At 75.0% G+C, this 17,002-nt stretch carries 16 protein-coding genes and 1 pseudogene; 7 read left to right on the top strand and 10 right to left on the bottom strand.

From position 1 onward, the window contains the following. Positions 1 to 13 precede the first annotated feature (13 nt). Positions 14 to 661 carry a DUF6758 family protein gene (locus AB0L25_RS10240; protein WP_500170531.1) on the bottom strand — a complete coding sequence of 216 codons (648 nt, stop codon included), beginning with the start codon at positions 659 to 661 and terminating at the stop codon, positions 14 to 16. A 72-nt stretch (positions 662 to 733) separates the two neighbouring features. On the opposite strand from AB0L25_RS10240, the gene AB0L25_RS10235 reads away from it, so the two are divergent. After that, positions 734 to 1,123 carry an NUDIX hydrolase gene (locus tag AB0L25_RS10235; protein WP_500170529.1) on the top strand — a complete coding sequence of 130 codons (390 nt, stop codon included), beginning with the start codon at positions 734 to 736 and terminating at the stop codon, positions 1,121 to 1,123. A 19-nt stretch (positions 1,124 to 1,142) separates the two neighbouring features. Here AB0L25_RS10235 and AB0L25_RS10230 read toward each other — a convergent pair whose 3' ends face one another. Next, positions 1,143 to 2,642 carry a CPBP family intramembrane glutamic endopeptidase gene (locus AB0L25_RS10230; protein ID WP_500170528.1) on the bottom strand — a complete coding sequence of 500 codons (1,500 nt, stop codon included), beginning with the start codon at positions 2,640 to 2,642 and terminating at the stop codon, positions 1,143 to 1,145. Positions 2,643 to 2,705: 63 nt separating this feature from the next. Further along, positions 2,706 to 3,647 (bottom strand): HpcH/HpaI aldolase/citrate lyase family protein, encoded by a 942-nt coding sequence (locus AB0L25_RS10225; RefSeq protein WP_500170526.1) that lies wholly within the window; start codon positions 3,645 to 3,647, stop codon positions 2,706 to 2,708. A 40-nt stretch (positions 3,648 to 3,687) separates the two neighbouring features. Here AB0L25_RS10225 and AB0L25_RS10220 point away from each other — a divergent pair, with 40 nt between their 5' ends. Beyond that, positions 3,688 to 4,215, top strand: a complete 528-nt coding sequence (locus AB0L25_RS10220) for a hypothetical protein (protein ID WP_500170524.1) — start codon at positions 3,688 to 3,690, stop codon at positions 4,213 to 4,215. On the opposite strand, the gene AB0L25_RS10215 is transcribed toward AB0L25_RS10220, so the two are convergent. Further along, entirely contained in the window at positions 4,212 to 5,120 is a 909-nt protein-coding gene (locus AB0L25_RS10215) for an RNA polymerase sigma-70 factor (RefSeq protein ID WP_500170522.1), read from the bottom strand. The genes AB0L25_RS10220 and AB0L25_RS10215 overlap by 4 nt on opposite strands. A gap of 130 nt (positions 5,121 to 5,250) precedes the next feature. On the opposite strand from AB0L25_RS10215, the gene AB0L25_RS10210 reads away from it, so the two are divergent. From AB0L25_RS10210 to AB0L25_RS10200, 3 genes are all read left to right on the top strand, one after another. Further along, positions 5,251 to 6,555: a magnesium transporter MgtE N-terminal domain-containing protein gene (locus tag AB0L25_RS10210; protein ID WP_500170520.1), complete on the top strand. Its 1,305-nt coding sequence runs from the start codon at positions 5,251 to 5,253 to the stop codon at positions 6,553 to 6,555. After that, complete coding sequence (locus tag AB0L25_RS10205; protein WP_500170519.1) at positions 6,552 to 7,052, top strand: DUF1003 domain-containing protein; 501 nt, start codon at positions 6,552 to 6,554, stop codon at positions 7,050 to 7,052. The genes AB0L25_RS10210 and AB0L25_RS10205 overlap by 4 nt, the downstream gene beginning before the upstream one ends. A 134-nt stretch (positions 7,053 to 7,186) precedes the next feature. Then, the gene (locus tag AB0L25_RS10200; RefSeq protein WP_500170517.1) at positions 7,187 to 8,326 is read left to right on the top strand and encodes an Mrp/NBP35 family ATP-binding protein; all 1,140 of its coding nucleotides are present in this window, start codon (positions 7,187 to 7,189) and stop codon (positions 8,324 to 8,326) included. A 58-nt stretch (positions 8,327 to 8,384) separates the two neighbouring features. Here the strand turns inward: AB0L25_RS10200 and AB0L25_RS10195 are convergent, their stop codons facing one another. From AB0L25_RS10195 to sigE, 5 genes and pseudogenes are all read right to left on the bottom strand, one after another. Further along, positions 8,385 to 8,741 (bottom strand): sec-independent translocase, encoded by a 357-nt coding sequence (locus tag AB0L25_RS10195; protein WP_500170515.1) that lies wholly within the window; start codon positions 8,739 to 8,741, stop codon positions 8,385 to 8,387. Between the two features lie 103 nt (positions 8,742 to 8,844). Next, entirely contained in the window at positions 8,845 to 10,740 is a 1,896-nt protein-coding gene (locus AB0L25_RS10190) for a S1C family serine protease (RefSeq protein ID WP_500170514.1), read from the bottom strand. A 175-nt stretch (positions 10,741 to 10,915) separates the two neighbouring features. Beyond that, entirely contained in the window at positions 10,916 to 12,079 is a 1,164-nt protein-coding gene (locus tag AB0L25_RS10185) for a sigma-E factor regulatory protein RseB domain-containing protein (RefSeq protein WP_500170512.1), read from the bottom strand. Beyond that, a complete protein-coding gene (locus tag AB0L25_RS10180) occupies positions 12,076 to 12,888 on the bottom strand; it encodes an anti-sigma factor family protein (RefSeq protein WP_500170510.1) in 813 nt (270 codons plus the stop codon). Before AB0L25_RS10180 ends, AB0L25_RS10185 begins: the two co-directional genes overlap by 4 nt. Before the next feature lie 244 nt (positions 12,889 to 13,132). Then, a pseudogene (sigE, locus tag AB0L25_RS10175) lies at positions 13,133 to 13,744 on the bottom strand (RNA polymerase sigma factor SigE); the annotation flags it as partial. A gap of 251 nt (positions 13,745 to 13,995) precedes the next feature. Between sigE and AB0L25_RS10170 the strand changes: the two are divergent. Next, positions 13,996 to 14,598, top strand: a complete 603-nt coding sequence (locus AB0L25_RS10170; RefSeq protein ID WP_500170508.1) for an O-methyltransferase — start codon at positions 13,996 to 13,998, stop codon at positions 14,596 to 14,598. 5 nt (positions 14,599 to 14,603) lie between these two features. Then, complete coding sequence (locus tag AB0L25_RS10165) at positions 14,604 to 15,293, top strand: hypothetical protein (protein ID WP_500170506.1); 690 nt, start codon at positions 14,604 to 14,606, stop codon at positions 15,291 to 15,293. Between the two features lie 84 nt (positions 15,294 to 15,377). Here the strand turns inward: AB0L25_RS10165 and AB0L25_RS10160 are convergent, their stop codons facing one another. Next, entirely contained in the window at positions 15,378 to 16,844 is a 1,467-nt protein-coding gene (locus tag AB0L25_RS10160) for a leucyl aminopeptidase (RefSeq protein ID WP_500170504.1), read from the bottom strand. Between the last annotated feature and the right edge of the window lie 158 nt (positions 16,845 to 17,002).

The following is a 17,002-nucleotide window of genomic DNA, read 5'->3' as shown; positions in this document are numbered from 1 at the left end:
GCGCGCGTGTATGTCAGAGGTCCAGTCTGCCGCTGTAGGCGCCGTAGGGGAGGTCCACTTCCATTCCGGGTTCGCGGAGGTCGAGGAGGTTCAGCTCCTCCAGCATGAGCACGCCCGCGTCCGCGGGCCACAGGACGGCCCACAGCCAGTTGCCGAGGGCCTCGCCGACGAAGACGGCCCGGTCCGGTTCGCGGCCGACCGCCCACAGCGGGACGGTGTGCCCGGGCGTGGCCGCCGGACCGCTGATGCCGATCTTGGCGTGCGGGGGGCTGCCGTCGAACTCCTCGCCGGGGTCGGCCCCGTCCAGCCCCGCGTAGTGGGCGCCGAGCCCCACGCCGGGCTCCTCGGCGATCAGCATCATGTCGGCGGGCCCGCCGAGCAGCCCCGGCCCCGACAGCGCGACACCGCACGCGCGCGCGCCGCCGCGCTCGTCCCCCACCGTCGTGAACCCGGTGACGAGCCAGTTGAGCGGGAGCGGCCAGGGCGTCCACACCGGCACGCGCACGTCCTGCCGGACGATGGTGAGCGCGTCCGGTCCCGGCCGGACGGGCGGTTGCCTGGGGAGTACGGCGCCGTGCACGCCGCATCTCCAGTCGCTCGACCAGAGGCCCGGCGCCTGCACCTGGGCCCCGCATCGCGGGCATGTGGGCTCCGCCCTCATGATTCCCCACCTTGCGCGGCACCTCCCCCGCCCGTCAAGGCGCGCCCGGAAAAGACGGGACAAAATGGAGGCATGCGGGAACGGTGCGTGGGCGCGATCGTCCGTGACCGGGACGGGCGGCTGCTGCTGGTGCTGCGCGGCCGGCCGCCCGGCGCGGGCCGCTGGTCGGTGCCGGGCGGCCGCGTGGAGCCGGGCGAGGACGACGCCGCGGCCGTCGCGCGGGAACTGCTCGAGGAGACGGGCCTGCGGGTGCGCGTCGGCGCGCTCGTCGGCACCGTCGAACGGGACGGGCCGGGCGGCGTCGTGTACGAGATCCACGACTACGCGGCCACCGTGCTCGGCGGGACGCCGCGCGCCGGGGACGACGCGGCGGACGTCCGCTGGGCGGCCCCCGCCGAACTCCGGGACCTCCCCCTCGTGCCCGGCCTGCTCGACGCCCTCACGGAGTGGGACGTCCTGTGAGCCGCGGCCGGACGGCCGGCTAGTACGCGGGCTGGGCGCCCGGCACGTCCCCGGGGCGCTGCGGCGCGTCGGGGCCCGGGTCGGCGGGGCCCGGGTCGTCGGCGGGGCCGTCGCCGGGCGTCACCGTCCGCACCTTGAACCGGCGCGCCAGCAGCACGATGCCCGCCGCGTACAGGGCCATCGAGGCGACGTCCGCGAGGACGTACTGCCACGGGATCCCGCCCTGCTCCAGGCTCAGCTCGCCGAGCGCCGCCGGGAGCAGGAACGCCATCAGGTTGTTGAACACGTGCAGCGCGATCGTGCACTCCAGGCCGCCGGTCCGCACCGTGAGCCACCCGGCGATCGCGCCGAAGATGAAGATGTCGAGCATCCCCCAGCCGGTGTAGCCGTGCCCGGACGTGAACAGCGCGGCGCCGATCACGATGCCGGGCCACGGGGTGCGGAACACGACGCTCAGCGCCCGCGCGAACCCGTTCCGGGCGTTCTCCAGCGTGCACGCGCCGATCGCCTGCATCAGCCAGCCGCGGAAGAAGTACTCCTCGGCCGCCGACTGGAACGGGACGAGCGCCACGATCACGAGCGCCGGCAGGAGGAAGTCGCCCCAGCCGACCCACGAGCCCTCGGCGGCCGAACCGGCGGGATCGTCCTCGACGAACGCGCCCGCGGCCGTCGACAGGCCGAACGACACCACGCAGAACAGGACGGCCATGCCCGAGCACGCGAGCATCCACCGCCAGCGCAGCCGTCCGACGACCGACGACAGCGTCCCGGGGCGCCGCCGCTGGATCCCCCACGCCGCGAACCCGACCAGCGGCAGGAACACCGCCAGGGACAGCAGCGCGTAGGCGATGTCGGCCGTGTCGTTGCCGAAGAACGACGTGCCGGTCGGGTCGTCGAGCAGCGCCGGGTCGTCGTCCGACACCATCATCTGGATGATCAGCCCGATGACGCCGAGGACGCCGCCGATGCCGAGCCCGACCACGACGATCGTCACGGTGCCGACGAGGGGGCGCCACCAGGAGTGCACGTCCGTCCGCGCCATCCGGTGGAACGGGACCCCGCGCGGCGACGGGACGAGCCAGGGCCGCTTCACCGGCTGCGGATAGCCGCCCTGCGGACCGGGGCCGTAGGGGTACTGCTGCGGGTAGTACCCGTACGGGTCGGGCTGCTGCCCCCAGGCCGGCTGCGCCCCGGTGTGCTGGCCGGGGTGAGGCTGAGCCGGGTAGAGCTGGCCTGGGTGGGGCTGACCCGGGTAGGGCTGCCCGGCCTGGGCCTGGCCCGGGTGGGGCTGCTGCGTGCCGTAGGGCTGGCCCCATGCCGGGGGGTCGCCAGCCTCGTGGGGCTGCCCCTGGCCCTGGGGCCGCTGCCCCGGCCAGGCCGGTTGCGCGCCCTGCTGCGGGGGCGGCGGGGGGCCCGGCTCGTCCCGTGCCGGAGGCTCCGGGGCAGGAGGACGTGCCCGCCCGTCTCCCATGCCGGGATCGAGCGGCGCCCAGCCGTTCGCGTCCTCCTGGTCAGACATGCGTCCCCTTCTCCTCGGCCGGCTCGTCACGCCTCGGTATGCGAGGACGAATCGTACGGCCGGTCAGTTCCCGGAGGGCTCGAACGTACGCGTCCGGGACAGCCCGGCGGCACGGCCCTTCGCGGCGATCACGAGCGCCATCTTCCGGGACGCCTCGTCGATCATCTCGTCGCCGAGCATCGCGGCGCCCCGCCCCTCGACGTTGATCGCGTGGTCGTAGGCGTCGAGGATCAGCTCGGCGTGATCGTAGTCGTCCTGCGTCGGGGAGAAGATCGCGTTCCCGGCGTCGATCTGCGACGGGTGCAGCACCCATTTGCCGTCGAAGCCGAGGGCGGCCGAGCGGCGCGCGGCGCGCTCGAACCCGTCGGCGTCCCGGACGTTGAAGTAGGGGCCGTCGACGGCCTGCAGGTCGTGGGCGCGGGCGGCCAGCAGGATCCGCATCAGGATGTAGTGGTAGGCGTCGCCTTCGGTGTAGCCGGGCGGCTGCTCCCCCACGACGAGCGTCTTCATGTTGATCGAGGCCATGAAGTCGCCGGGGCCGAACACGAGGGTCTCCAGCCGGGGCGACGACGCCGCGATGTCGTCGATGCGCGTCATGCCGCGCGCGTCCTCGATCTGGGCTTCGATACCGATGCGTCCGGGTTCGTAGCCCATCGCGCCCTCGATCTGGGTAAGGAGCCGGTCGAGCCACTGGACGTGCGAGGGGTCCTGCACCTTCGGCAGCATGATCGCGTCGAGGTTCGCGCCCGCGCCCTCGACGACCTCGATGACGTCCCGGTAGGCGAACGGGGTGTCGAGGTCGTTGACCCGCACGACGCGGATCTTGCCCGTCCAGTCCCCCTCGTTGAGCGCCGCCACGACGGACGCGCGCGCCGCCTCCTTCGCGGACGGCGCGACGGCGTCCTCCAGGTCGAGGAAGATCTCGTCGGCGGGCAGTCCCTGCGCCTTCTCGATGAACCGGGGGTTGCTGCCGGGGACCGCGAGCGTGGTACGTCGTGAGCGCATGGGGCGGATCGTATCCACCGGGTGTGAGACGCTGCGGAGCATGGGTGACCCGAACCGGCCCTCGGCGCACGCGCTGAGCGCGGCGCTGGTGGAGGAGGCGGCCAAGAAGTCGGGGCTGCTGTGGCTCGACCTGCCGGGACTGCCGCAGCCCCGGGCGGCCTGGCACGTCTGGCACGAGGGGTCGGCGTACGTGCTGACGGGCGGCGAGGGCGAGCAGCCGCTCCCCGGCCTGCCCGAGGCGGACCGGGTGACCGTGATCCTGCGCAGCAAGGACAAGGGCGGACGGCTCGTCGCGTTCGTCGCCGCGTGCGAGCACGTGCGGCCAGGAACCGACCTGTGGGACGAAGTGGCGCCCAAGCTCGCGAAGGACCGGCTGAACGCCGGGACGCACGAGGGGCAACTCGAACGGTGGGCCGCCGAGTCGTGGGTGATCCGGCTGACGCCGACCGGCGAGGAGATCGAGCCGTCCGGCGACTACGCGCACGTCCGGCCGGTGCCGTCCCCCGCGACGACCGCGGGCCCGCCGCCCCGGCTGGCCGGCGCCCGCCGCCGCGCCGCCGACCGCTAGGGGACCAGCTCGCGGCCCCCCGCCACGGCGCCGAGCTTGTCCGGGTTCGACACCATGTGGATGGCCTCCACGCGGCCGTCCCCGTCGAACTCCACGGTCACCGTGCAGAGCGTCCGGTCGGGGGCGTCGATGACGAGCCCCGGACGGCCGTTGACGTCCGTCCGCCGCATCCGCATGTCGGCGGGCTCGACGCCCGCGTAGGGCGCCCCGGCGATCGCGCCGATGAACCGGGCGACCTTCGCCGCCCCGACGATCGGCCGCATCGCCGCGCGGACCTTGCCGCCGCCGTCCGTCCACATGGTGACGTCGGGGGCGAGGATCTCCATCAGCCGGTTCACGTCGCCGCCCACGACCGCGTCGAGGAACCGGTCGGTGGCGGCGCGGCGCTCCGCGCCGTCGGCCGCGAACCGGGGCCGCCGCGCCTCCACGTGCTTGCGGGCGCGGGTCCCGAGCTGCCGCACCGACGCCTCCGACCGGTCCAGCGCCGCCGCGATCTCCGCGTACGGGTAGCCGAACGCCTCCTTGAGGACGAACACGGCCCGTTCGAGCGGGCTGAGCGTCTCCAAGACGACGAGCAGCGCCAGCGACACCGACTCCGCGAGCTCGGCGTCGTCCGCGACGTCCGGGGCGGTCAGCATCGGCTCGGGCAGCCACGGCCCCACGTACGTCTCGCGCTGCGCCCGCGCGCTCCGCAGCCGGTCGAGCGCGATGTTGGTGGTGATCCGGACGAGGTAGCCGCGCGGATCGCGGACGTCCGACCGGTCCGCAGCCGACCAGCGGAGCCAGGCGTCCTGCACGGCGTCCTCGGAGTCGGCGGCGGTGCCCAGCATCCGGTAGGCGACCGCGAACAGCAGGCTCCGATGCTCCTCGAACGTCTCGTCCGCCGCCTGGACCGTCCCGACCATCCCGATCTCCCTCCGTCTGCCTCCATCATGCCCACCGGCCCGCGGGCGGCTCCAACCGCGGCGTCCGGTGTGTGACGGAGATGACCGGCGCGGCCGGGTCGGCCGTTCGATCATGGGTAGTGTCCTCGCCATGAGCGCATCTCCGACACGGGTGTTCATCGCCCGGCTCGCCGGGATCGCGGTGTTCGATCCGGTGGGCGATCAGGTCGGCCGGGTCCGCGACGTCGTCGTCGCGCTGCGGCTGGCGCCGCGGCCGCCGCGGGTGCTCGGGCTCGTCGTGGAGGTGCAGCCGCGGCGGCCGGTGTTCCTGCCGATCACCCGGGTGACGGTGATCGAGTCGGACGCGATCATCTTCGACGGGCGGCTGAACATCCGGCGGTTCCGGCAGCGGGAGTCGGAGACGCTGGTGATCGCCGAGATCCTCGACCGGACGGTGCGGTTCTGCGACACCGGGGAACCGGTCTCGGTCGTGGACGTGGCGATGGAGCCGACCCGCACGCGCGACTGGCTGCTGTCGAAGGTGGCGGTGCGGCGGCGGCACACGAAGCGGGGCCTGCGGCGCCGGGGCGAGAGCCTCGTCGTCGACTGGGACGCGGTCGAGGGGTTCTCGGCCGTCGAGCACGGGCAGGGCGCCGCCGGGCTGATCGCGGCGTTCGAGCGGATGAAGCCCGCCGACCTCGCCGGCGTCATCCACGACATGCCGGAGAAGCGGCGGGCGGAGGTCGCCGACGCGCTCGGCGACGAGCGGCTCGCCGACATCCTCGAGGAACTGCCGCAGGACGACCAGATCGAGATCCTCGGCACGCTGCAGGCCGAACGGGCCGCCGACGTCCTGGAGGCGATGGACCCCGACGACGCCGCCGACCTGCTCGGCGAACTGCCGGACGAGCAGCGCGAGCGGCTGCTCGCACTGATGGAGCCGCACGAGGCGGCGCCCGTCCGCCGGCTGCTGTCCTACGAGGACTACACGGCGGGCGGCCTGATGACGACCGACCCGGTGATCGTCGCGCCGGACGCGACGGTCGCCGAGGCGCTCGCGCTGATCCGCGCGCCCGAGCTGAACCCGGCGCTCGCCGCGCAGGTGTACGTGTGCCGGCCGCCCACCGCGACCCCGACCGGCCGGTACCTCGGCACCGTCCACTTCCAGCGGCTCCTGCGCGAACCGCCCCGCACCCTGGTCAGCGCGGTCGTCGACGCGGAACTCGACCCGCTGCGGCCGGGGATGACGCTCGAGGAGGTCGCGATGCTGCTGGCCGCCTACAACCTGGTCGCGGGCGCCGTGGTGGACGAGAACGGCCACCTGCTGGGCTCGGTGACCATCGACGACGTGCTCGACCATCTGCTGCCCGAGGACTGGCGGGAGGCCGTGATGGACGCGGGCGAACAGGAGCCGCCCTCGGATCCCGAGGAAGAGGCCCTCCGGGGGAGGACATGACCACGACCACGCGCCTGGAGACGACCCGCCTGGACCAGCCGCGGCGCTACCGCCGCAGCCTCGTCCCGCGCCCGCACTACGACCCCGAGTCGTTCGGACGGCTGTCGGAGCGCATCGCGCGGTTCCTCGGCACCGCCCGGTTCCTCGTCTACATGACGGTGTTCATCATCGTGTGGATCTGCTGGAACTGGTTCGGCCCGCCCGCCCTGCGCTGGGACCCGTACCCGTTCATCTTCCTCACGCTGATGCTGTCGCTGCAGGCGTCCTACGCGGCGCCGCTGATCCTGCTCGCGCAGAACCGGCAGGACGACCGCGACCGCGTCCAGTACGAGCAGGACCGCGCCCGCACCGAGCGGACGACCGCCGACACCGAGTACCTCACCCGCGAGATCGCCGGCCTCCGCGTCGCCCTGAGCGAGGTCGTCACCCGCGACTTCCTCCGCTCCGAACTCCAGCAGATCCTCAAGGACCTGGACACCAAAGACCCCGCCCGCTGATCCCGACCGCGCGACGTCCCGGCACCCCTCGCCACGCACGTCGACAGCGTCCGTCGCGCGCGGAGGCGTTGATCGGGTTATGACGCTCGACACCCGAGTGTTCAGGGGGCCGTAACAGTCCATACCATGGACGCATGGCCTCCGAGTTGACGACCGAGCAGGTGACCGCGGCGCTCGCCACGGTGAACGATCCTGAGATCCGTAAGCCCATCACCGAGCTCGACATGGTCAAGAGCGTCGACATCGCGCCGGACGGCGCGGTGAAGGTCGGCGTGTACCTGACCGTGGCCGGGTGTCCGATGAAGGACACCCTGACCAAGAGCGTCACCGAGGCCGTATCGCGGCTCGACGGCGTCACGTCCGTCCAGGTCGAACTGGACGTCATGAGCGAGGAGCAGCGCAAGGCACTGCAGACGAAACTGCGCGGCGGGGAGCCCGCGAAGGAGATCCCGTTCGCGAAGCCGAACTCGCTGACCAAGGTGTACGCGGTCGCGAGCGGCAAGGGCGGCGTCGGCAAGTCGTCGGTGACGGTGAACCTGGCGGCGGCGCTGGCGGCGCAGGGCCGCAAGGTGGGCGTCGTCGACGCCGACATCTACGGCCACTCGATCCCGCGGATGCTGGGCGTGCAGAACCCGCCCACCAAGGTCGAGGACATGATCATGCCGCCGTCGTCGCACGACGTGAAGGTGATCTCGGTGGGGATGTTCACCGCCGGAAACCAGCCGGTCGTGTGGCGCGGGCCGATGCTGCACCGGGCGCTGCAGCAGTTCCTCGCGGACGTCTACTGGGGCGACCTCGACGTCCTGCTGATGGACCTGCCCCCGGGCACCGGCGACATCGCGATCTCGGTGGCGCAGCTGCTGCCGTCCGCGGAGATCCTCGTGGTGACGACGCCGCAGCAGGCGGCCGCCGAGGTCGCCGAGCGGGCGGGCGCGATCGCCGCGCAGACGCACCAGCAGGTCGTCGGCGTGATCGAGAACATGTCGTACCTGGCGTGCCCGCACTGCGGCGAGCGGCAGGAGATCTTCGGGTCCGGCGGCGGCCAGACGGTCGCGGACGCGCTGACGCAGACGCTCGGCACCCGGGTGCCGCTGCTCGGCCAGGTGCAGATCGACCCGCGGCTGCGCGAGGGCGGCGACGACGGCGTCCCGCTGGTGCTGTCCGACCCGGACGCCGGCGCCGCGAAGGAGCTGCGGACGATCGCCGACACGCTGGGCGGCCGCAGTCGCGGCCTCGCGGGGATGTCGCTCGGCATCTCCCCCAAGCGCCGCTGACGCACGACGCGCGAAGGCCCCGTCCCGAGGTGGGACGGGGCCTTCGTGCGTCACCGCGTCAGGTGGCCTCGCTGTCGAACGGGGGGCGCTCGTCGTAGTCGAGCTCGCCCGCGGTCGTCGCGAAGGACGGCTCGTCGTCGAAGATCTTGCCGTTGGTGCGGGACGGCCGGTAGTCGTCGTCGTCCTCGAGGAGGTGCTTGCGGACGAACGTCTTGGGGTTCAGGTCGGCGATGTCGAAGTCCTTGAACTCCGGGCCGAGCCCTTCCTGCAGGTCGTTGCGCGCCGAGTTCGCCATCTGGCGCACCTGCCGCAGCATCCGGCCCGCCTGCCCGGCGACCTGGGGCAGCCTGTCTCCGAAGATGACCAGGGCGAGGACGACGAGCACCGCCATCTCGCCGAGTCCGACGTCGAACAAACCGTCCTCCACACGCCATGCCCAGGGGGACCGTCCCGCGCGGGACGGTCCCCCCAGCGTATCCCCAGCCCGGATGAACCGGACCTGAACATCTCCCCGGACGCTACGACGAGGCGCCCAGCGTCACCGTGACGGTGCTCTCGCGGCCGTCCCGCTCGTAGGTCACCTTGACCTGGTCGCCGGGGGCCCGGCTGCGGATCTGCGCGATCAGGTCGGTGGCGTCCTGGATCGGCCGCCCGTCGATCTTGGTGATGACGTCGCCGGGCTTGATGCCCGCCTTGTCGGCCGGGCCGTTCGGGGTGACCGGCTGCTGGCCCTCGATCGGCTCGGGCAGGATCCGCGCGCCGCCCTGCTGGTAGCGCGGGTCGGGCAGGACGCCGAGCAGCGCCTGGCGGACCTGGCCGTTGGCGATGATCTCCTCGGCGATCCGCTTGCCCTGGTTGATCGGGATCGCGAAGCCGAGGCCGATGTTGCCGCCCTGCTGCTCGCCGCCCATCGGCTGGCCGCCGACGGTCGCGATCGCGGTGTTGATGCCGATCACGCGGCCCTTCATGTCGACCAGCGGGCCGCCCGAGTTGCCGGGGTTGATGGCCGCGTCCGTCTGGATGGCGTTGAGGTAGGACGACTCGCCGCCGCCCTCGTCGCCGATCGGCACCGCGCGGTTGAGGGACGAGACGATGCCGGTGGTGACCGAGCCCTGCAGGCCGAGCGGCGAGCCGATCGCGATCACCGGGTCGCCGACGGCGAGGGCCGCGGAGTCGCCGAGCTGCAGCGGCTTGAGCTCGTGGTTGCCCTCCGGCTTGATCACCGCGATGTCGGTGCCGGGGTCGGTGCCCTTGATCGTGGCGGGCAGCGTCTTCTTGTCGTTGAACACGACCTCGATGCGCCCGCCGGCGCCGCCGCCCGACACGACGTGGTTGTTGGTGATGATGTAGCCGCCCTCGACGATGAAGCCGGTGCCGCCGACCTCGCCCTGCGCGGACTGCACGCGGATCATCACGACGCTGGGCAGGACCCGGCTCGCGACGCCCGCCACCGAGTCCGGCGGCCGGTTGGGCGCGGCGCCCCCGGACGTTTCGCCGCCGCCGCCGAGGCTGACCGCGCCGTCGTCCCCGTCGGTCGCGATGACGCCGACGCCGGCGCCGACCGCGCCCGCCACCAGCGCCACGATCAGCGCGATGACGGCGAGCAGCCCGAGGCCGGGGCCGGTGCGGGACGAGGGCGGCGGTGCGGGCACCGGCGCCCAGTTCGGGGCGGGGCCGCCGAACCCGGCGGCCTGCGGGCCGCCGTGCGGCGGGCCCATCGGCGCGGGCGGCGGGCCCCCGGCGGGCGGCCCGCCGGGAGGCGGGCCGGGCTGCCCGTGCCGCTGCGACGCCCAGCCGCCGGGCCCGTACATGCCGCCCGGCGCGGGCGGCGCCTGGTCGTAGGGGACGAACCCGGGGCGGGGGCGCCCGTCGGGGCCGTCCGGTGCGGGCGGCGGGTCGAGCGGCGCCGGCGGGGGTTGCTTCTCGAGGGACGGCGGCGGGGGCACGTCCCGGACGGAGCCCTCCTGGAGCGGGACCTCCTGCGGGCCCATGTTCTGGTCCGGGGGCGGGCCGGGCCGCCCGGCGTCCTGCGCCGGGATGTCCTCGGCGGTCTCGCCGAACGGGCCGTCCGGCGGCGCGAAACCGCTCTGCGCGCCGCCCGCGACCAGGCGGTCGCCGTCGGAGACCCCGGCCGGATCCGGCCGCTCCGCCGGGTCGGTGCCGGACGGCTCGGCCTCGTAGCCGGCCTCGTAACCCGGCTCGTAGCCGGGCTCGTAGCCGGGCTCGTCCTCGCGCCGTCCGGACGCGGCACCGGCCGCAGCACCGGACGCGTCGTCCCCCGGATCGGCGGAGATCTCCTGGTCGGTCACCGTCTCGGGAGGAGCCGCCGCCTCCTGCCGTCCGGGGTCCCCCGCGGGGACGACGTCATCGTCCTCCGTGGAAGCCCGGAACGGCCCGCGGTTGTCTTCCGTCATCCCCATCTCTCCTACCGAGCATGGTCCTCGTCATCCGTGCTCATGCTGCCCCGTGGGGCATGTGGCGAGCGTAAACCGCGCCGCGCCGAGCGGCGGCACCCGCCCAATGCCCCCAAGGCTATCCATCGATCCCGCCCGGCCCGGCCCGGCGGTCCCGCCGGGCGCCCGGCGGGGGTCAGTCGAAGGGGTTGACGGCGTCCGCGAGGCGGCGGGCGCCGCGCCCGACCCGCGCCCACGTGGAGTCGGACCCGTCGGGGAGTTCGCGGGCGACGCTCTCGGCGGTGGCGGCCGGGCCGTCGGTCAGCACCGTGTAGACGAACCCGTCGCCCGCGGAGACCGCCCAGCGGCGCAGGTCGGCGCGGTGGTAGACGGTGCGGCCGTGGCGGGTGCTCTTCGCCCAGCCGCGCATGCGGCCCTCGTCGAGGGCGCCGCGCTGCACGAACACCGACACGGCGGCGAGCCCGTCGGAGTAGCCGAGGTGGAGGGCGCCGTCGCTGCGGCGGACGTCGTGCAGGGTGAGGCCGCCGGGCAGCAGCGCGGGTATCGGCCAGCCCGCGGCGCGCAGGTCGTCGAGGGCCTCGTCGGCGACGGGCTCCCCGGCGGCGGCCGCGGTGCCGTCGCCGCCGGTGGCCGCGGGCTGCTCCGGGGCCTCGCCGATGCTGCTGCCGCGGCGGCTCAGCGGCCGCGCCGGGCCGTCCGTCCCGCCGGACGTCCCGGTGTCCGCGCCGCCGGACGTCCCGGCGCCGGTGTCGCCGGCCGGTGCGGGCACGGTGAAGCTGATCTCGGTGAAGCCGGTGGAGACGACGGCCCGCCCGGACGCGTCGACGAGTTCGCGGTGCAGCATCAGGCCGGTCTCGACGTCGAGCCAGAAGCGTCCGGCGAGGGTGCCGTCGGCGCGGCGGGCCTCGACGACGTGGGCGGCGCGGCCGCACCGGGCGGCGTCCGCGACCTGCACGACCGTGTAGTTGCGGGTGAGGAGTTCGAGGGTCTCGGAGGTGAACCCGGTGGTCTCCCCCGCGGCCGACTCGGGGCGGTAGCCGGACGTGCCGGACGCCGAGGTGTAGCGGATGCCCTCGCCGGGCCGGTGCACGACCGTCACCCGGGATGTCGCCGCGCGCTCGCGGGACCGGGTCGTGAGGATCCGCAGGCCCTCGTAGGGGACGCGGCGGGCGGCGTCGGCGGCGGCGCGCAGCAGCCCGACGGCGGCCGGGTCGCTGCGGACGCGGCGGGCCGACACCGGGTCGCCGGTGAGGGCGACGACCAGCGCGAGCGCGCCCGCGATCCCACCCGTGACGACGGCGCGGCGCCGCCGGCGCGCCGCGCTGGACGCGGCGGTCACGGCCCCGCGGGGACCGGGACGGACGCGACCGGGGAGGCGACCGGCCCCCCGCGCGCGGTGGGGGCGCCGGGGACGTCCGCGCCCGGCGACGCGCCGGGCGACGCCGTGGAGCCGGTCCGGCCGAGCGGCCGCGGGTCGGCGCCGGTCACCGGCGCGTCGCCCGAGGTCATGGCGTGCTCGACCGCGAACCGGTCGAACTCGGGGGTGACCGCGGGCCCCGGCCGGCCGCCGCCGGCCGCGTACGAGGCGGTGCCGAGGCCGAGGACGAGGGTCGCCGCGCCCATCACCAGAAAGCGGCGGCGGGGGCGGGCGAGGGCGGCGGGGTGCCCGGCGGGACGCGTGTCGCGCGGCGCCGCGAACGCCGCCGCGCGGACCGGACGGGACGGGCGGCCGGATGATCGTCGCGGGCGTGCGGGCCGCCCCCGCGTCGGGGCGGGCTCACCGGACCGTCCGGGCAGCGTGTGCTCGCCGGACCGTCCGGGGAAGGCGAACCGGTCCGGATCCCCGGACGGACGGGACGATCCGGGCGTGCCCGGTGAGGTCTCGGAAGGGTCGGCCGGCTCGGAGGGCGCGGCCGCGGTCTCGCCGAGGGCGCGCAGCCGGGTGAGGAAGTCGTCGCTCGGGAGGTCGTCGGCGCCGGGCCCGGGGGCTCCCCCGAGCCCGCGCAGGCGTCCCTTGAGACTGCGCAGGGTGGCGGCCTCCGCCCGGCAGCGGGCGCACACCGCGAGATGTGCGTGGGCCCGCTCGCGCTCGTCGTGGCCCAGCTCACCGTCGACCAGGGCGGTCAGACGTTCCCCCAGACAACTCACGCGGCTCCCTCGTCGTTCTGTCAGGTCGTGCGCGGCGCGTCTCCGCGCGCCGGTTCGCTTACGCGTCCTCCGGCCGGTACTCCGACGCGGTGACGCCCCCGTGCGCCCCCGTGTCCGCTGCGGCCGCGGTGACGCCCGCCGCGGACGCCCCCGCGTGCGCGACCGGCTCGTCGGCCGGGACGTCGGCCCCGGCGTCGGCCGCGGCTGCCACCGGGAACTGCTCGTTCCTGGTCCCGGGCCGGCGGCGGGTCGGCGCCCGGTGGTCGAGCGCCTCGCGGAGCTGCGCGCGGCCCCGGTGGATCCGGCTGCGGACGGTGCCGAGCTTCACCCCGAGGGTGGCGGAGATCTCCTCGTAGGACAGGCCCTCGATGTCGCAGAGCACGACGGCGGCGCGGTACTCGGGCGCGAGGGCGTCGAGCGCGGCCTGGACGTCGGCGTCGAAGTTGGTGTCGTCGTACACCTGCGCCGGGGTCGGCTCGCGGCCCTGGATGCGCTCGGCGGCGTCGTCGGCGAGGCCCTCGAAGCGGATCCGCTGCTTGCGCCGCGCCTGATCGAGGAACAGGTTCGTGGTGATGCGGTGCAGCCAGCCCTCGAACGTGCCGGGCGTGTAGTTGGCCAGGGACCGGAACACGCGGACGAAGACCTCCTGCGTGAGGTCCTCGGCGTCGTGCTGGTTGCCGGTCAGCCGGTACGCGAGCCGGTACACGCGTCCGGAGTGCTCGCGGACGACCTCGTCCCAGGACGGCGGCGCCCACTCGGCCTCGGGGGCGTTCTCTCGGGTGCGGGCGGCGCTGTTGAGCCCCTGCCTGGCGCCGACGCCCACAGCGCTTCGGAAACTGAGTGCTGCGACTCCCATGGTGCCGGGCTGTTCCTCTCTGATGTCACCCAAGACGTCGTCTTGGAACGGCACGCTTTCGCCGGGGCTGGGGCGGCTGTGCGCCGGTTCGACGGCAGTTCTCCCGTCCATCAGGGTGGACGCTTTCGCTGGTTACAACGCGCTGAAACGCCAGTTGGTTCCCTGTCAACGATATGGTCTTTCCAGCATGAGCCAGGCGGGGGTCCCGCGAGGAGGCAGCCATCGACGCCATTCAGGCCACCCTGGCCTACGTGGAGGATTTCCACCCCGAGGACGAGCCGCTCCGGGACGCCCGGCGGCGCGGGGAGGAGGTCGGCGCGCAGCCGATCGGTGCGGCCGGCGGTGCGGCGCTGCGCTTCCTGGCGACCCTGATCGGCGCCCGGACGGTCGTCGAGGTCGGCTCGGGCTGCGGCGTGTCCGGCGTGTACCTGATGCGCGGGATGCCGCCGGACGCGGTGCTGACGAGCGTGGACATCGAGCCCGAGAACCAGCGGCTGGCGAAGCAGGCGTACCGGGAGGCGGGGCTCGGCTCGTTCCGCACCCGCATGATCAGCGGCCCGGCGCTGGAGGTGCTGCCGCGGCTCACCGACGGCGCCTACGACATGGTGTTCTGCGACGCGGTGAAGCAGGAGTACCCCGACTACCTGACGGCGGCGCTGCGGCTGCTGCGGCCGGGCGGCGTCGTCGCGTTCGACAACGCGCTGTGGCACCACCGGGTGGCCGACGCGCAGGTCCGCGACCCCGTCACGGAGGCGATCCGGGACGTGCACCGGATGATCGCCGACGACGAGCGGCTCGTCCCGCTGCTGATCCCGGTGGGCGACGGCCTGCTCTGCGCCGTCAAGCGCGGCTGACCGCCGTGGACGGCACGGACGCCGGGCCCGGCCCCCGGAGCGAGCCCGAGACCGCACCCGCCACCGACACCGCGCCCACCGACACCGCGCCCACCGCCGAGACCGGCGCGGGCGTGTTCGCCGTCCGCGACCGGATCGGGTGGCGAGGCGCCTGGCGGGCGCTGGCGCTGCTGATCCTGTTCCTCGCGTCGGTGGGCTTCGCCTCCGGCGGGGTGGTGCGCGGCCTCGGCCTCGCGAGCGCGGTGTTCGTCGTGCTCGGGGCCGCCGGGGTCGCCCTGTTCGGGTGGGGGCTGCTGGTGGCGGCCGGGGAGCTGACCGCGCGGCGCCCCGTCCTGGAGTTCGACGCGGACGGGGTGCGGCGCCCGGCGCGCTGGCCGCTGCCGAAGCGGGCCGCGCGGACGCTGCCGTGGGACGACGTCGCGGCGATGGCGGCGATCCGGCGCGGGGTCACGGGGGCGCGCGGCGGCGTCCGCGACCACCTGGTGTTCCTGCCGACGCCGGAGCTGGCGGAGCTCGCGCGGACCGCCGAGCGCCCGGCGCTCGTGGCGCTGACGCTGCGGGACGTCCCGGAGACGGCCGCCGCGGAACCGTGGGCGTTCTCCGTGGAGCCGGGCTGGGACGCGTCCCTGCCGGAGGTCGTCAAGCAGGCGCGGCGCCGCCGCAAGATCCCGGTGATCGACCGCCGCACGAAGTGACCCCGCGGCGGACGCCGCGCAAAGTGCGCTCGCGGCGGCCGCCGCACGGGGTGACCCGGCGGCGGCCGGCCGGTCCGGGGAACGTCAGGACAGCCACTCCAGCAGCAGCCGGGTGCCGTACCCGGTGGCGCCGCGGGTGATCTCGGCGTCGTCGGACGCCGCCCGGCCGGGGCCCGCGATGTCCAGGTGGGCCCACGGGCGGTCGCCCGCGAACTCCCGCAGGAACAGCGCCGCGGTGATCGCGCCGCCGCCGTAGCCGCCGCGCCCGAGGTTGGCGACGTCGGCGACGTCGGAGTCGATCGCGGCGCGGTACTCGTCGACGAGCGGGAGCCGCCACAGCGGTTCGCCGGCGGCGTCCCCGGCGGCGGTGAGGGCCGCGGCGAGCGCGTCGTCCGACGCGAACAGCGCCCCGTGCCGCAGCCCGAGCGCGACCTTCGCGGCGCCGGTGAGGGTCGCGACGTCGACGACGGCGTCGGCGTCCAGCTCGGCGGCGGCGTAGGCGAGCGCGTCGGCGAGGACGAGCCGGCCCTCGGCGTCGGTGTTGAGCACCTCCGACGTCCGGCCGCCGAAGTGGGTGATCACATCGCCGGGGCGCATGGCCGACCCCGACGGCATGTTCTCGGCGGCGGCGACGAGACCGGTGACGCGGGCGCGGACGCCGAGGGCGCGCAGCGCGCTCATGGCGGCGATGACGGTGCCGCCGCCCGCCATGTCGGTCTTCATCGTCTTCATGCCCTCGTTGGGCTTGAGCTGGAGGCCGCCGGTGTCGAACGTGATGCCCTTGCCGACGAGGACGACGTGCCGCTCGGGCGTCCCGTCCGGGACGTACGTCAGCTCGATGAGCCGGGGCGGCCGGGCCGACCCGGCGCCGACCGCGAGGAGGCCGCCGAACCCGCCGTCGGCGAGCTCCTTTTCGTCCCGGACCCGGACGCCGAGCCCGGCGTCCGCGGCGACGCGCTCGGCCTCCGCGGCGAGCCAGGACGGGTCCTTCTCGGCGGACGGCGTGTTCGCGAGGTCGCGGGCGAGCGCGGTCGCGTGGGCGCGGGCGGTGCCGCGCTCCAGGGCGTCCGCCCCGGCCTCCGGACCGGCCTCGGTCAGCACCACCAGCTCCCCGAGGGGACCGGGACCGGACGGGGCGCCGACCGTGAACCGGTAGGAGGCGAGCAGCGCGCCCTCCGCGAACGCCGCGAGGTCGCCGTCCGGGACGCCCGCGACCAGCGCGGACCGGCCCCGGCCGCGGCGGGCCAGCGCGGCGCCGGCGCGGCGCAGGTCGGCCGGGCGCGCCTCGCCCACCCCGTACAGCAGCAGCTCGCGCACGCGGCCGTCCAGGGGGACGTGGGCGGACACGATCTCGCCCGGCTCGCCCTTGGCGCGGTGCAGGGTCAGCAGCTCGTCGAGGCCGAACGGGAGGAGCCCGGCGATCTCCGCGGCGGGCGCGACGGGGCCGTCCGGGCCGGAGCGGACGGGGACCGCCGCGACCTCCGCCCCGAGTTCGGCGGCCGTCCCGGAGACGGTGCCGCCCGCTCCGCGGACACGGGTTTCGATGGGCATGACGGCGGTTCCCCCCTGTGGTGACGCGACTCGGTGGTGACGCGACCCTGTGGTGACGCGGATCTGTGCGGTGCGAGGTGCGAGGTGCGAGACGGCGTGCTGCCGGTACGCGGAAACGGCGAAGGCCCCGGCGGCGTCGCCGGGACCGTCGCCGGCAA

It is taken from the genome of Spirillospora sp. NPDC052242 (assembly GCF_040679555.1).
Classification (GTDB): domain Bacteria; phylum Actinomycetota; class Actinomycetes; order Streptosporangiales; family Streptosporangiaceae; genus Spirillospora.
Note: the sequence above shows the minus strand (reverse complement) of the source record. Positions and strands in the feature narration are given on the sequence as shown.